This window comes from Nonomuraea sp. 3-1Str (assembly GCF_031570565.1).
Classification (GTDB): Bacteria; Actinomycetota; Actinomycetes; order Streptosporangiales; family Streptosporangiaceae; genus Nonomuraea.
Genome location: NZ_JALHBK010000012.1, coordinates 106,397 through 121,355, shown reverse-complemented (window position 1 = coordinate 121,355; position 14,959 = coordinate 106,397). Strand labels below are relative to the sequence as shown.

Annotated in this window: 14 protein-coding genes; 9 read left to right on the top strand and 5 right to left on the bottom strand. The window is 72.6% G+C overall.

The window, feature by feature from the left end:
* The first annotated feature begins 101 nt into the window (after positions 1–101).
* Positions 102–605, top strand: a complete 504-nt coding sequence (locus tag MTP10_RS20610; RefSeq protein ID WP_310711126.1) for a carboxymuconolactone decarboxylase family protein — start codon at positions 102–104, stop codon at positions 603–605.
* Between the two features lie 15 nt (positions 606–620).
* Here MTP10_RS20610 and MTP10_RS20605 read toward each other — a convergent pair whose 3' ends face one another.
* Positions 621–1,652: a zinc-dependent alcohol dehydrogenase family protein gene (locus tag MTP10_RS20605; RefSeq protein WP_310711125.1), complete on the bottom strand. Its 1,032-nt coding sequence runs from the start codon at positions 1,650–1,652 to the stop codon at positions 621–623.
* Position 1,653: 1 nt separating this feature from the next.
* On the bottom strand, positions 1,654–2,496 hold the full coding sequence (locus MTP10_RS20600; protein ID WP_310711124.1) for a helix-turn-helix transcriptional regulator: 843 nt from the start codon (positions 2,494–2,496) through the stop codon (positions 1,654–1,656).
* A 101-nt stretch (positions 2,497–2,597) separates the two neighbouring features.
* On the opposite strand from MTP10_RS20600, the gene MTP10_RS20595 reads away from it, so the two are divergent.
* The 3 genes from MTP10_RS20595 to MTP10_RS20585 all read left to right on the top strand — a co-directional run bounded on the left by MTP10_RS20595 (position 2,598) and on the right by MTP10_RS20585 (position 5,869).
* Positions 2,598–3,302, top strand: coding sequence for an SDR family oxidoreductase (locus MTP10_RS20595; protein WP_310711123.1), 705 nt, complete (start codon positions 2,598–2,600; stop codon positions 3,300–3,302).
* Between the two features lie 35 nt (positions 3,303–3,337).
* Positions 3,338–4,747, top strand: coding sequence for a glutamate--cysteine ligase (locus MTP10_RS20590; RefSeq protein ID WP_310711122.1), 1,410 nt, complete (start codon positions 3,338–3,340; stop codon positions 4,745–4,747).
* 81 nt (positions 4,748–4,828) lie between these two features.
* Positions 4,829–5,869, top strand: a complete 1,041-nt coding sequence (locus tag MTP10_RS20585) for a hypothetical protein (RefSeq protein WP_310711121.1) — start codon at positions 4,829–4,831, stop codon at positions 5,867–5,869.
* 13 nt (positions 5,870–5,882) lie between these two features.
* On the opposite strand, the gene MTP10_RS20580 is transcribed toward MTP10_RS20585, so the two are convergent.
* Positions 5,883–6,599, bottom strand: a complete 717-nt coding sequence (locus MTP10_RS20580) for a PaaX family transcriptional regulator C-terminal domain-containing protein (RefSeq protein ID WP_310711120.1) — start codon at positions 6,597–6,599, stop codon at positions 5,883–5,885.
* A 31-nt stretch (positions 6,600–6,630) separates the two neighbouring features.
* Here MTP10_RS20580 and MTP10_RS20575 point away from each other — a divergent pair, with 31 nt between their 5' ends.
* On the top strand, positions 6,631–8,352 hold the full coding sequence (locus MTP10_RS20575; RefSeq protein ID WP_310711118.1) for an acyl-CoA dehydrogenase family protein: 1,722 nt from the start codon (positions 6,631–6,633) through the stop codon (positions 8,350–8,352).
* A gap of 6 nt (positions 8,353–8,358) precedes the next feature.
* Here the strand turns inward: MTP10_RS20575 and MTP10_RS20570 are convergent, their stop codons facing one another.
* Complete coding sequence (locus MTP10_RS20570) at positions 8,359–9,726, bottom strand: MFS transporter (protein WP_310711117.1); 1,368 nt, start codon at positions 9,724–9,726, stop codon at positions 8,359–8,361.
* 211 nt (positions 9,727–9,937) lie between these two features.
* Here MTP10_RS20570 and MTP10_RS20565 point away from each other — a divergent pair, with 211 nt between their 5' ends.
* From MTP10_RS20565 to MTP10_RS20550, 4 genes are all read left to right on the top strand, one after another.
* Complete coding sequence (locus MTP10_RS20565; protein ID WP_310711116.1) at positions 9,938–10,786, top strand: shikimate dehydrogenase; 849 nt, start codon at positions 9,938–9,940, stop codon at positions 10,784–10,786.
* Positions 10,779–12,494: a TIM barrel protein gene (locus tag MTP10_RS20560; RefSeq protein ID WP_310711115.1), complete on the top strand. Its 1,716-nt coding sequence runs from the start codon at positions 10,779–10,781 to the stop codon at positions 12,492–12,494. The genes MTP10_RS20565 and MTP10_RS20560 overlap by 8 nt, the downstream gene beginning before the upstream one ends.
* Before the next feature lie 9 nt (positions 12,495–12,503).
* Positions 12,504–13,157, top strand: a complete 654-nt coding sequence (locus MTP10_RS20555) for a TetR family transcriptional regulator (protein ID WP_310711113.1) — start codon at positions 12,504–12,506, stop codon at positions 13,155–13,157.
* A 158-nt stretch (positions 13,158–13,315) separates the two neighbouring features.
* A complete protein-coding gene (locus tag MTP10_RS20550) occupies positions 13,316–14,056 on the top strand; it encodes a crotonase/enoyl-CoA hydratase family protein (protein ID WP_310711112.1) in 741 nt (246 codons plus the stop codon).
* A 64-nt stretch (positions 14,057–14,120) separates the two neighbouring features.
* On the opposite strand, the gene MTP10_RS20545 is transcribed toward MTP10_RS20550, so the two are convergent.
* Complete coding sequence (locus tag MTP10_RS20545) at positions 14,121–14,873, bottom strand: methyltransferase domain-containing protein (protein WP_310711111.1); 753 nt, start codon at positions 14,871–14,873, stop codon at positions 14,121–14,123.
* Positions 14,874–14,959: the final 86 nt, after the last annotated feature.

Sequence of the window (14,959 nt, the reverse complement as noted above, 5' to 3'; positions counted from 1 at the left end):
GGGCCGCAAATTACGGGAATCTGGCTTCCGAGGTGGGCGGGGAGAGGGCTCCCACCGAGAGGGGCTCCTCCCCGGGGCGTCCGTGAGCGATGCTGGCGGTCATGGAACCTCGCGTGCACCCCCTCCCGCCCGAGCAGTGGGACGACTTCCAGCGGGACCACCCCCAGAACGTCTTCACCACGCTCGGCCGCCACCCCGAGCTCTACCGGGCATGGCTCCGGTTCGGCAGCGCCCTGCTGTACGGCACGCTGCCCGCCCGCGACCGCGAGCTGGCCATCCTGCGCACCGCCCACCACCACGGCAGCGCCTACGAGTGGGCCCACCACGCGCGCATCGGCCGCGAAGCCGGTCTGACGGCCGAGGAGATCGACGCCGTACGGCGGGACGGCCCGGCCGAGCCCGCGGACTGGGCGCCCACGGACCTGCTGGTGCTTCGGGCGGCGGACGAGCTCCACGCGGACGGCGACCTCAGTGACGCCACGTGGGCCGCCCTGTGCGAGCGCTACGACGAGGCCCGGCGGATCGAGCTGGTGATGCTCGTCACCCACTACGGCATGCTGGCCGTCGTGCTCAGGACGCTGCGGGTTCCCCTGGAGGACGGCTGACCTCCCGGACGGTCGTCAGCTCCCCGGGACGATCATCGTCACGCCCGGCACCGACCCGATCGAGGCCAGCGCCTTGCCCGCGTCGGCGAGCCCGATGGTGCGGGTGACGAGCTGATCCGGGTGCAGGATGCCGGCCCTGATCATCTCCAGCATGGGCGGGTAGGCGTGCGCCGCCATGCCGTGGCTGCCCAGCAGCCGCAGCTCCTGCCCGACGACCCGGCTCATCGGCACCGGCGTCGTCTCGTCCGGCAGCAGGCCCACCTGCACGTGCCGGCCGCGGCGACGCAGGCTCTCGATCGAGGCGGCGCAGGTGCGCGGGCTGCCCAGCGCGTCGATCGACACGTGCGCGCCACCTCGCGTCAGCTCCCGCACCTGGGCGCCCGCGTCGCCGGCCGACCCGTCGACGAAGTGGGTCGCGCCCGCCCGCTCGGCCAGGTGCAGGGCGTCGGAGCTGATGTCGACGGCCACCACCCGCGCCCCCGCCGCCGAGGCGATCATGACCGCGGACAGTCCCACGCCGCCGCAGCCGTGGACGGCCACCCACTCGCCCGGCCGCACCTCGCCCACCTGCGCGACGGCCCGGAACGCGGTGGCGAAGCGGCAGCCGAGCCCGGCGGCCGTCGGGTAGGCCATCTCCTCGGGCAGCGCGATGAGGTTGACGTCGGCGTGGTCGATGGCGACGTACTCGGCGAACGACCCCCAGCGGGTGAAGCCCGGCTGCGTCTGCCGCTCGCACACCTGCTGCTCGCCGGCCGCGCAGGCGGCGCAGGTGCCGCAGGCGCACACGAACGGGACGGTGACCCGCGCCCCCGGCAGCCACCCGCGCACGTCGGAGCCGACCGCCTCGACCACGCCCGCCAGCTCGTGGCCGGGCACGTGCGGCAGCGCGCGGATGTCGGGGTCGTGCCCCTGCCAGCCGTGCCAGTCGCTGCGGCACAGGCCGGTGGCCCGTACCCGGATCACCGCCCCGTGCGGCGCGGGGGTGGGGTCGGGCAGGTCGCGGAGGTCGAGGTCTCCGCCGAACAGGTCAAACGCAACGGCTCGCATCTCATGAGCTTAGGACGACGCGCCGGAGCTCGCGCATGGCCCGGTGGGAGGGGGAGCCGGGCTCGGTGGTGTAGATGACCAGGCGCAGGTCGTCGCGGTCGGGCACGGGCAGCACCTGGCAGGTCATGTGGATGTCGCCCACGACCGGATGGTGGATGACCTTGCGCTGGTCCCTGCGGACCTCGACCTCGTGCCGGTCCCACATCTCGGCGAACTCCGGGCTGAGCGCGAGCATCTCGGCGATCAGCGCCTGGATGCCCGGATCGCCGGGATAGCGGCCCGCGGCGGCGCGCAGGTCGGCGACCGCGGCTCGGGCGAAGCGGCTCGTCTCCTCGTGGCCGAGGCGCTCGGCGATGTCGGGGGAGCTGAACACCCACCGGATGGCGTTCTGCTCCTGCGGCGACTGCTCGTCAAGGTTCTGCAGGACGACGCCGGCCAGCGGGTTCCAGGCGAGGACGTCGTACTTGGCGTCGAGCACGTACGCCGGCACCTCCTCCAGGGACGCGACGAGGTGCAGGATGCCCTCCGGCACGTCGCCCCTGCGCCGGCCCGTGCCGCCCGGCTGCTCCAGTGCCTGCCCTGCCAGGTGGAACAGGTGCGCCCGCTCGTCCTGGCTCAGCATCAGCGCCCGGGACAGCGCGTTCAGCACCTGGCGCGACGGGTGCGGGCCGCGGGCCTGCTCCAGCCGGATGTAGTAGTCGATCGACATGCCGGCGAGCTGCGCGACCTCCTGCCGCCGCAGGCCCGGCGTGCGCCGCCGCTCGCCGGAGGGCAGGCCGGCCTCGCGCGGGGTGAGGCGGGCGCGGCGGGAGCGGAGGAAGTCGGCGAGCAGGTCGCGGTTCATCCCCCCATCATCCTCGATGTGCGGTTCGCGTGGGTGGTACCGCCGATCCCAGCCTCGGGAGGTCTCTCCCGCCTCGTCCCGCGGCCCGCGACCGTGGAGGCATGACGACGACAGCCCTCATCACGGGTGCCAACAAGGGAATCGGTTTCGAGATCGCGCGCCTGCTCGCCGAGCACGGTGTCACCGCCGTCATCGGAGCGCGCGACGAGGAGCGCGGGCGGGCCGCCGCCGAGCGGCTCGGCCAGCCGTACGTGCGGCTCGACGTGACGGACGAGGAGAGCGTCCAGGCCGCCGCCAAGTGGATCGAGACGGAGTACGGCCGGCTGGACGTCCTCGTGAACAACGCCGCGATCGCCGGCGGGGCGGCCGAGCCCAGCCGCACACCGGCGGCGGAGCTGCGCGAGGTGTACGAGACCAACGTCTTCGGCGTGGTCACGGTGACCAACGCGATGCTGCCGCTGCTGCGCAGGTCGCAGGCGGGCCGGATCGTGAACATGTCGAGCGAGCTGGGCTCGCTCAGCATGGCGCTCGACCCCGGCACCCCGTTCTGGGAGACCAACCTGCTGGCCTACAACTCCTCCAAGACCGCGCTCAACATGGTGACCGTCGCGTACGCCAAGGAGCTGCGCGACACCCCGATCAAGGTCAACGCCGTCACCCCCGGCTACTGCGCGACCGATCTCAACGGCCACAGCGGCTACCGCACGCCCGAGCAGGGCGCGGTGATCGCGGTGCGCCTCGCCCTGGCCGGCGCCGACGGCCCGACCGGTGCGTATCAGGACGAGAACGGCCCTATCCCCTGGTAGGTGTGGGCGTGCCCTGCCCGGACAGTAAGGGGGGCATGGGACAGGATCTGGACAAGGAGCGCTTCACCGAGGAGGAGTACGTCCGCTTCGGTGAGCGGCTCCAGGAGCAGCTGGGCACGTTGCGAGGGCTGCTGGACACGCCGGGATTCGGCCAGGGGCCCACGACCATCGGCGCGGAGCTGGAGCTGGTCCTGGTCGACGAGGCGGGCCGGCCGCTGCCGCGCAACGAGGAGACGCTGCGCACGCTCGGCGACCCGCGCGTGGTGATGGAGCTCGGCCGGTACAACCTGGAGGTCAACCTCTCGCCGGTGCCGCTGGAGGGCCGGCCGTTCGAGCGGCTCGGCGGGGAGGTCCAGGAGGCGCTGGGCAAGGTGGACGCGGCGGTGGGCGCCACGGCGCCCGGTGCGGGGGCGGTGCCCATCGGCATCCTGCCCACGCTCGGCACGGAGGACTTCACCCGGGAGGCGATGAGCGACCAGAAGCGGTACCGCGCCATGAGCAGCGGCTTTCGCCGGCTGCGGCTCGAACCGTTCATCGTGAAGATCGACGATCTGGAGCTGGCGGTCGCCGACGTGCTCCTGGAGGCGGCCAACACCTCCTGGCAGGTGCACGTCCGCACCCCGCCCGAGCGGTTCGCCCGGGTGTTCAACGCCGCCCAGCTCGCGATCGGGCCGGTCCTGGCGGCGTGCGGCAACTCGCCGTCGTTCCTGGGCAGGCAGCTGTGGGAGGAGACGCGCATCCCGCTCATGGAGGAGGCGGTCGACGACCGCGACATCGAGCGCCGCGAGCGCAGGGACGGCCGCGTCACGTTCGGGTCGGACTGGGTGCGTGAGGGCGCGTACGAGCTGTTCGAGAGGTACGTCCGCGACTACGCGCCGATCATGCCCGAGCTGCGCGACTCCGACGACCCGCTGGACGTGCCCGAGCTGCGGCTGCACCAGGGCACGGTCTGGCAGTGGAACCGCCCCGTCTACGACCCGGCCGGCGGCGGCCACCTGCGGGTCGAGATGCGCGCCCTGCCCGCCGGCCCGTCGTGCGCGGACATGACGGCCAACGCGGCGTTCCTGATCGGGCTCACGCTGGCGCAGGCCGAGCACGACCTCACCGGCTACCGCTTCGCCGAGACGTACCAGAACTTCTACCGCGCGGCCATGCGCGGCCTGGACGCGAAGCTGTCGTGGCCGGGCAGGGACGGCGAGCTGGACGCGGCCGACCTGGTGCTGAGCCTGCTGCCCGAGGCCCGCGCGGCGCTGCTGGCCGCCGGGGTGGTGCCGGACGACGTGGACGGGGCGCTCGGCGTCATCGAGCAGCGGACCCGGCTGCGCCGTACCGGCTCGGCCTGGCAGCGGGAGGCGCTGGCCCGGCTCGGCGGCGACCGGGGACGGCTCGTCCAGGAGTACCGCCGGAACGCACTGTCGGGGCTTCCCGTGCATCTGTGGCGATGAGGCTTCTGCGGCGATAAGCGCAACAATCAGAGCTCTCCACCCGTCAGACTGATCACACGGACGGAATGGGGAGAGGGCGACATGGCGGGCACGGGGATGGTTCCGGCGGACGCGGCGCCGTACACGTTACGACGGGTGACCGGCACGCTGGCGGAGGCGGCCGGGAAGCTGGCGGGGGAGATCGGCGCGGTCACGGTGGCGACCGTGCTCGCCCGGGCCAACCGCACGGCGACCCGCAGGGGAGCGGCGGCGGCCATGGGCACGATGCAGCCCAGGCCGGCCGACTGGTACGCCTTCGACGCCAAGGACCAGGACACGCCCGACTGGTACCCGCAGGGCCTGACCTGTGGCGAGGACTCCGGCTCGGCCGGCGCGTCCGTGCTGGTCGCGAGCTGGTACTTCAAGCCGGAGCCGCCGGTCCCCGAGCGCGGGATCCGGCTCACCTTCCTCAGCCCGCAGACGCTCAAGTACCAGCACGCGCTGCTGGTCGAGCCCCGGACCGACGGCTCGTACGTCCCGATCGACATCCACGCGGGCGGGGTGGCCTGGCACGGCGGCCTGATGTACGTGGCCGACACCGTCCGGGGCCTGCGCGTCTTCGACACGCGCAACGTGCTGGACCTGCGCACCGCGCAGAGCGACCTCGGCGACCCCACGAAGGTGGGCCGGCGCGACGGAAGGTTCCACGCGTTCGGCTACCGCTACGTGATCCCGCAGACCGACTTCTGGCGCGTCGCCCAGTCCGGGCCGCTGTTCTCGTTCGTGTCGGTGGACCGCAGCACCACCCCGCACACGCTGATCAGCGGCGAGTACGACGAGGACGGTCCCGGCGGGCGGGTGGTCCGCTGGAGCCTCGACCCGGATCTGGCCGACGGAACGCCGCGCGACGCCTTCGTCATGGGCCACGCCAAGATCCAGGGGGCGGTGTCCTGCGGCGGGGCCTGGTACCTGAGCCAGGCGGCCGACGGGCGCACCAACGGCAAGCTGCTCGTGTACCGCGACGGCAAGCCGACGGTCCGGCCCTTCCCGATCGGCCCGGAGGACCTCACCGTGCGGGACGGACGGCTGTGGAGCATCACCGAGTTCAGGAACAAGCGGGTGATCTTCGGCGTCCCCCTCTGACAGGTGCCCGGCGTCAGCCGGTGAGGTGCCGCTGCAGCACCTCCCGGTAGCGGCGGTCGAAGGCGTCGTAGCGGGCGCGCAGCTCGCCGCCCGGCCACCCGGCGGGCAGCAGCTCCGCGGGCAGGAGCGGGTCGGCCAGCAGGTGACGCAGCACGGCCGCCGACACGAGGAACCCCTCCGCCAGCCCCTCGGCCCGCTCCAGGCGCCGCTCCAGCTCGCGCGCCTCGGCGGCCCAGCCGTCGAGGTCCCACAGCAGCGGCGTGGGGTCGGTGTGCGGCCGGCCGTCGATGAGCGTGCACTGCTCGGTGACGGTCGCGGGCCAGGCGCGCAGCAGGTTGGCCGGGCGCATCCAGGTGCCCTCGCGCAGCTCGGCCATCCGCAGCGCCGTCATCGCGTGGCGCAGCGCGGCCCGGTCGGCGGGCGCGCGCCGCTCGGCGGTGACGACGGCGATCTCCCACGTCCCGTCCCATGGCCGGGGGTGGGGGTCGCGGCTCTCGTCCTGACGGGCCTGCCGCTCGACCAGCCGCTCCGACAGCCGGTAGCGGCCCTCCTCCTGGAGGAGGTCGCCGGCGGCGACCATGCGCGACAACGCCACCCGTACGGCCCCTTCGGCGATGCCGAACAGCGCGCCGACCTTCACCAGGTGGCGGGCGGGCAGGCTCGGCGGGTGGCTGCCGAGCAGCGCGCTCAGCAGGGCGGACCGCGCGCTCAGGCCATTACGCTCTTCCATCGCGTGTCGAGTATATGTAACACTCGCGGGCATGGGGCGCTATCTCATCGAACCGTTCGACAGCAGCGACCGCTACGCGACCGAGCGCTACCAGGGCGCCGCCGGCCGCAACTGGTGGACCTGCGACCCGACGCTGCGGCTGCTCGTGCGGCGGCACCTCGGCGACGGCCTGGCCTGGGCCGAGCCGCACCTGGACCGGTTGGGCGCGCTCATGGGCGGCCCCGTCGCGGCGTGGGCGGAGGAGACCGACCGTAACCCGCCCCGGCTGGAGAAGTACGACAAGTGGGGCAGGGACGTCAGCCAGGTCGTCATGCCGCCGTCCTTCCACGCCGCCAGGGACGCCCTCATGGCGGACAACTTCACCTCCCCGGCCTTCGCGGCCGAGGGCCGCGCCCACGGCGCCGACCCGGCGGCGCTCGCCGCCGTCTGGACGTACCTGCTCGACCAGGCCGACATCGGCATGGGCTGCGCCCTCGGCACCGGCGGCGACATGGTCGTCTCCCTGGCCGAGCGGCACGCGCCCCCCGACGTGCGTGACCGTGTGCGGGCCGTCTTCGCCAACGGCTTCTACTCCGGCGAGGCCGCCCAGATGCTCACGGAGCGGACCGGCGGCTCGGACCTGGCCGCGCTGGAGGCCACGGCCGTGCCCGACGGCGACGCGTGGCGGCTGACGGGCCTGAAGTGGTTCGCCTCGAACGCCAACGGGTCGGCGTTCGTCGTCCTCGCCAGGGCCGCGCGGCCGGAAGGGGCGGAGGGGGACGTCATCGCGCCGTTCCTCGTGCTCTGGGAGCGGCGGGACGGCTCCCGCAACGGGGTACGGATCAGGCGGCTCAAGGACAAGCTGGGCACCCGGTCGGTGGCGTCGGCGGAGGTCGAGTTCACGGACGCCGAGGCGTTCCTGCTCGCGCCCCGGAGCGGGACGGGCCAGGGGTCCGGCTCCGGGCTCGGCACGATGATGAAGCTCACCAACGCCTCGCGGCTCGGCGTGGCGATGATGGGCGTCGGCGTGGCCCGCCGCGCGCTCGTCGAGTCGCTGTGTTACGCCCGCGCCCGCGAGGCGTTCGGCCGCCCGCTCATCGACCAGCCGCTCATGCGCCGCAAGCTGGCCGAGCTGATCGTCGAGGTCGAGGCCGCGCAGGCGCTCGTCTTCGACGGCCACCTCGGCCCCCGGCTGCGCCTGGCGCCGGCCCTGGTCAAGCTGCGTGCCACGCGCCTCGGCCTGACGGCGGCCAGCGACGCCGTGGAGATCCACGGCGGCAACGGCTACATCGAGCAGTGGCCGGTCGCCCGCCTTCTGCGCGACGCCCAGGTCAACCCGATCTGGGAGGGCGGCGACAACATCCTCTGCCTGGACGTCCGGCGCGCCATCGTGCGCGAGAACGCCCACGAGCCGTTCCTGGAGCGTCTGGAGGCCGCCGTCTCGTCGGTCGAAGGCCCCACCGCCGATCTCGTCCGCACGCGGATCGACGACGTCGCCAAGGCGATCACCTTGTGGTCGTCGCTCGCCCCCGAGGTGGCCGAGGCCAGGCTCTTCCCGGTGGCCCAGCTCATGGCCGACGTCTATGCGGCGGCCCTGCTGCTGGAGCAGGCGGGCTGGGAGGAGCGCAACGGGCACGGCGACCGGAAGGCTCTGGTGGCGCGGCTCTACGCCGACGCCCACCTCGAGGACCACGGTCCGCTGCGCGGGATCGACCGTCCGGCGGAGGGCCTGGAGCGCTTCGACGATCTCGTGTCGGGCGCGCTGGCGCTCTGACCGGGATCACGGATTGCGGGGCTTGTCCCGCCCCTGTTCGATCGTGGAGGGGCGGGCGGGCTCTCCGAGTTCGGCGGTCGGCACGCGGTAGGTCTCGCGGGCGGTGGCGACGGCGATCGCGCTGATCGCGCAGAGGATCGCGGTGAAGACGGCCACCCCGGTCCAGCCCTGCAGGCCCAGCCAGCCTTCGGGGGTGACGATGCCGGCGGCGGAGGCGACGGCGAATCCGGCGATGGCGAAGCCGATCTGGGTCCCGATGGCCATGCCCGACAGCCGGACGCGGGTGCTGAACATCTCGCCGTAGAGGGAGGGCCAGATGCCGTTGGAGGCGCTGTAGACGACGCCGAGGGTGAGGATGCCGGTCAGGAAGATCAGCGGGTAGCTCTTGGCGTTGATGGCCGCGAGGTAGAGGAAGATCATGATCGGGCTGCCGACGGCGCCGATGAGGAACACGGGCTTGCGGCCGATCCGGTCCGACAGGTGCGCCCACAGCGGGAGGGCGACGAGGGCGACGGCGTTGGCCGCGATGCTGACCCACAGCATGGTCGCCTTGTCGAGGCCGACGGCGTCGCTGGTGGCGTAGTTGAGCGCCCAGACCGTGAAGATGGTCGAAACGGTGGCGATGAGGGCGGCGCAGACGACACGGAGCACGCCGGCCCAGTGCTCGCGGAACAGGACGGCGAGTGGCATGCGGGGGACGGTGCCCCGGGCGACTTCGGCCTCGAACGCGGGGGTCTCGTCGAGCCTGCGGCGGATGATCCAGCCGGCCGCCGCGACCGCGACGCTGAGCCAGAAGGGCACCCGCCAGCCCCAGGTGAGCAGGTGCTCCTCGGGCAGCGCCGCGACGGGGATGAAGACGAAGGTGGCCAGGATCTGGCCGAACTGCGTGCCGTTCAGGGTGAAGCTGGTGTAGAAGCCGCGGCGGTCCTGCGGGGCGTGTTCGAGGGTCATGGAGTTGGCGCTGGCCTGCTCTCCGGCGGCCGACAGGCCCTGCAGGATCCGCATGAGCACCAGCAGCACGGGTGCCAGGCCGCCGACCTGGTCGCGGGTGGGCAGGCAGCCGATGAGGAAGGTGGACAGGCCCATCAGGATGAGCGTGAAGACCATGATCCGCTTGCGGCCGAACCGGTCGCCGACGTGGCCGAGTAAGAAGGCGCCGACCGGGCGGGCGGCGTAGGCGACGCCGAAGCTGGCCAGCGACTGCAACGTGGCCGTGGCGGGGTCGGAGGCGTCGAAGAAGACCTTGGAGAAGATGAGCGCGGCGGCGCTGCCGTAGATGAAGAAGTCGTAGTACTCCAGGGCGCTGCCGATCCAGGCGGCGACGGCGGCCTTGCGCGGGGTTCCCCGATGGGTGGCTGGCGGAGAGTCGGTCACGGTGGCTCCTTGCGGCAGAGGCCGGCCACCCCCAGGCCGGGACCATGTTACGTACCAGATAGTTAATTAACGTGGCTGCAATGGTGCGGGTGGCCTGAGTCACATGTCAAGGCCTCTTCACGGGCGGGCGGGCGATGGCGTACAACTAACTCACCGGTTCGTACATTTGAGATGAGATCATGGAATGGCGCCTGCTGGAGGTGAAGGGCCGATGAAGTCGTCCTGTCTGATCGGGTTGATCGGTTCCGGTATCACCACGTCGCTGAGTCCCGCCCTGCACGAGAGCGAAGCCCTCCACCATGGGCTCCCGTACGTGTATCGGCTGCTGGACACCGACGTCCTGGGCGAGGACGTGGGCACGCTGGTCGCGACGGCCCGCGCCATGGGCTACGACGGGCTGAACATCACCCATCCCTGCAAGCAGGCCGTCATCGCGCACCTTGACGAGCTGTCGCACGACGCCGCCAGGCTCGGGGCGGTCAACACCGTGGTCTTCGACGGCGCGCGGGCCGTCGGCCACAACACCGACTGGACCGGCTTCGCCGAGTCCTTCGCCCGTGGCCTGCCCGGCGCGCCGGTGCGCCGGGTGGTGCAGCTCGGCGCGGGCGGCGCCGGCGCGGCGATCGCCCACGCGCTGCTCACCCTGGGAGCCGATCGGCTGACCGTGGTCGACGTCGAGCCGGAGCGGGCCGCGGCGCTCGCCGACGAGCTGGCCGTTCGATTCGGCGCGGAGCGGGCCGGCCGCGGCACCCGGGAAGACCTTCCCGGGCTCCTCGCGGAGGCCGACGGCCTGGCCAACGCGACGCCCGTCGGCATGGCCCACCATCCCGGCGTGCCGCTGGCGGCCGAGCTGCTCCACCCGGAGCTGTGGGTGGCCGACATCGTCTACCGCCCGCTGGAGACCGAGCTGCTCCGGCAGGCGCGGGCACGCGGCTGCCGGACCCTCGACGGCGGAGGCATGGCCGTCTTCCAGGCCGCGCACGCCTTCCGCCTGTTCACCGGCCGTACCCCCGACGCTGAGCGCATGCTCAAGCACCTGAAGGAGCTGGCCCATGCGTAGATCCATCGCCACCGTGTCGGTGAGCGGCACCCTGACCGAGAAACTGGACGCCATCGCCGCCGCCGGCTTCGACGGGGTCGAGATCTTCGAGAACGACCTGCTGGCGTGCCCTCTCCGGCCGGAGGAGGTACGGCAACGCACAGCCGGCCTCGGCCTGACGATCGACCTCTACCAGCCCTTCCGCGACTTCGAGGCCATGCCGGAGCCCGACCTGCGCCGGGCCGAGCGGAAGTTCCGGCTCATGGAGCGGCTCGGCGCCGACCTCCTGCTGGTCTGCTCCAACGTCTCGCCGCACGCGATCGGCGACGACGAGCTGGCCGCCGAGCAGCTGCGCCTCCTGGCCCAGCGGGCGGCCGAGCACGGCATCCGCATCGCCTACGAGGCACTGGCCTGGGGCCGCCACGTCAACGAGTACCTGCACGCGTGGCGCATCGTGCGCATGGCCGACCACCCGAACCTGGGCGTCTGCCTGGACAGCTTCCACATCATGTCGCGCGGCTCCGACCCCATCGGCATCGAGGCGATCCCCGGCGAGAAGATCTTCTTCCTCCAGCTCGCCGACGCCCCGCTCCTGGCCATGGACGTGCTGCAGTGGAGCCGCCACTACCGCTGCTTCCCCGGCCAGGGCAGCTTCGACATGCCCGGATTCCTGACCCACGTCCGCAACGCGGGCTACGCCGGCCCGCTGTCCCTGGAAGTCTTCAACGACCACTTCCGCCAGGCCGACACCCACCGGACCGCTGTGGACGCGATGCGGTCCCTCATCGCGCTGGAAGCCCTCGCTCCGCAGGCCCGCACCCCCACCGGGTTCGCGTTCGCCGAGCTGATCGCCGGCGACCTCGAAGGCCCGCGCGCCGTGCTCACCGCTCTCGGGTTCGCCCGGTCGGGGCTCCACCCCACCAAACCCGTGGAGCTGTGGGAGCAGGGCCGCGCCCGCATCCTGCTGAACCGCTCCGCCGAAGAACCGGCGCTGGGCGCGATCGGCCTGGAGAGCCCCGACCCCGCCGCCGCCGTCGAACGAGCGGAGTCGCTGCTCGCCCCCGTGTTGCCGCGTGAGCGGGCGGAAGGAGAGGCGAACCTGGCGGCCATCGCCGCGCCCGACGGCACGCAGCTGTTCTTCTGCCGTACGGCGGATCCGTACAGCTGGAGAGCGGACTTCACCCGGAGCGAGCCCGCGGGAGGAGCGATCACCCACATCGACCACATCGCGCTCACCCAGCCCTGGCACTACTTCGACGAGGCCGAGCTGTTCTACCGCAGCGTGCTGGGCTTGACCCCGCAGGAGAGCCTGGAGTTCCCCGACCCCTACGGCCTGCTCCGCAGCAAGGCGATGACCTCGTCGGACGGCGGCCTGCGCATGGTGCTCAACATCGCCCCCGAGCAGGTGCCCGCCCTCCAGCACGTCGCCCTGGCCTGCGACGATCTGCTCGCCACGGCGCGCCGGCTGCGCGCCCGGCACCCGGAGCTGCTGCTGCCGATCCCGGACAACTACTACGACGACCTGGAGGCCCGTCACGAGATCGACCCCGAGCTGCGCGAGCTCGGCGTCCTCCACGACCGGGACGAGAACGGCGCGTTCCTGCACCTGTACACGATCACCGTGGGGCGGGTCTTCTTCGAGCTGGTCCAGCGCGTGGACGGTTACCAGGGGTACGGCGCCGTCAACGCCCCCATCCGGCGCGCCGTGCAGCACTCTCGCGCTCACTAAGATGGGCGGATGACCGCCCAGCCCGCCGCAGAACGCCGGCGCGACGCCGAGCGCACCAAGGCGGAGATCCTCGAGGTCGCCCAGCGCGAGTTCGCCCGGCGCGGCTACACCGGGGCGCGGGTGGACGAGATCGCCGAGCTGATGCGCACCACCAAGCGCATGATCTACTACTACTACGGCAGCAAGGAGCAGCTCTACATCGCGGTCCTGGAGAAGGCCTACACCGAGGTGCGCTCCGTGGAGCGCATGGTGGACGTGGCGCACCTGGCGCCCGTCGAGGCCATCCGCACGCTCGCCGAGCTGACCTTCGACCACCACGACGCCCACCGCGAGTTCATCAAGCTCGTCGCGATCGAGAACATCCACCACGCCGAGCACATCAGGAAGTCAGTGGTCCTGGCCAACCTCGGCACTCCGGCGCTCGACCTCATCGAGCGCATCCTGGACGCCGGGCTGGCCAGTGGCGACTTCGTCACCGAGGCCGACGCCATCGACGTGCACATGATGATCAGCTCGTTCTGCGTCTTCCGCGTGGCCAACCAGCACACCTTCGGCGCGCTGTTCGGGCGCGACATGACGGCCCCCGAGCATCGCGCGAGACTGCGCCGGATGGTGGGCGAGATGGTGGTCGCCTATCTTCGCGGCGCCGGCTCTCCGGCCTGAGGCTCCGGCGCCCCGGCCACGGCAGGATCGCGGACCCGCGCAAGGTGATCACCATCCGGTCCGGCCTTGGGTTTCGTGGTGGGCCGGTTGCCTCCCCCTCGGGGAACGGGGGATGCTGGGGCTCCCGGCGCCCCGGCGCCGCGTTCGCGGAGGTGGACATGACCGTACGGATCGAACGCGACGGGCCCGTCACGACCGTCGTGCTCAGCCGTCCCGAGGCGCGCAACGCGGTCGACCGCAAGACCGCCGCCGCGCTCGCCGACGCGTTCCGGGAGTTCGAGGTGTCCGACGCCTCCGTCGCCGTGCTGTGGGGCGAGGGCGGGACGTTCTGTGCCGGCGCCGACCTGAAGGCGTTGGACAACCACGTCGGCGAGGACGGCGACGGACCCATGGGCCCGACCCGGATGCGCCTGTCCAAGCCGGTCGTCGCCGCCGTCGCCGGGCACGCCGTGGCGGGCGGGCTGGAGCTCGCGCTCTGGTGCGACCTGCGGGTGGCCGAGGAGGACGCCGTGTTCGGGGTGTTCTGCCGCCGCTGGGGCGTGCCGCTCATCGACGGCGGCACCGTGCGGCTGCCGCGCCTCGTCGGCACCTCCCGCGCCATGGACATGATCCTCACCGGCCGGCCCGTCGGCGCGGGGGAGGCGTACGAGATGGGGCTGGCCAACCGGGTCGTGCCCATCGGGACCGCCCGGCGGCACGCCGAGGCGCTGGCCCGCGAGCTGGCCGCGTTCCCGCAGGTGTGCCTGCGCGGCGACCGCATGTCGCTGCTGGAGCAGGAGGGCCTGTCGGAGGCGGAGGCGATCACGAACGAGCTGCGCCACGGCCTGCTGTCGCTGCCGGACGCGGCGGCCGGCGCGGCCCGCTTCGCCTCCGGAGAGGGCCGCCACGGACGGTTCTGAGCGTGCGCCCGCGGCGCCGGCGTGATGGGCGGGGCGGCGCGACACGGTCCGACCGCCCCGGCTGCTACCCGGCCCGGCGGGCGAGGGCGAGATCGGTGATGAACGTCATGTCCACGCCGTCGCCCAGCAGGCCGGCGACCTCCCGCAACAGGGCGTCGCGGGTGCCGGGGGCCAGGATGGCGTAGGAGGAGATGGAGCGGACCAGGTTCAGGTAGCGGTCGGCTTCGTACCAGCCGGTGCGTGTGTAGTGGCGCTCCTCCAGGTCGGTGAAGCGCGGGTCGTCCGCGAGCTGGTGCGCGCTCGCCCCGGCCGAGACCGGGCTGTTCTGGTTCAGGGTCGAGCCGGTGAGCCCGTAGCGGTCGTCCACCGCGGCCAGGGCGGCCCGCAGGCCGGGGTCGGTGACGGCGTAGCGGTTCCAGAAGACCGCCACCGCTCCCGAAGGCGCCAGGGCCGCGTGGGCCAGGTCCCAGCGTCTCTCCCTGTCGACCCAGTGCCAGGCCTGGGCGGAGTAAAGCAGGGCGAACGCCCTGTCGGGGACGTAGTCCTCGAAGACCCCGATCTCGACCCGGGCATCCGGGCACTTCGCCGTCAGCGCGGCCGCCATCCGGGGGTCGGGCTCGACGCAGGTCAGATCCACTCCGCGGGCGGCGAAACCCGCGGTGGCCTTGCCCGTTCCGGCGCCCACCTCCAGCGCCGGACCGGGAGGCGCGTAGGCCAGCACGTCGGTGATGAGCTCGGCGGGGTAGTCCGCTCTGGCCGCCTCGTACTGCTCCACCGTCTCCCCGAACACCACACTTCGCGCGCGGTCCACCGTCATCGCTTCCTCCTGACGCTCGGGTTTCTGTCGGATCTTCGAGCCAGATGGATCGACTTTATAGGGGGTCTGTGCGGCCGTGGCCTGGC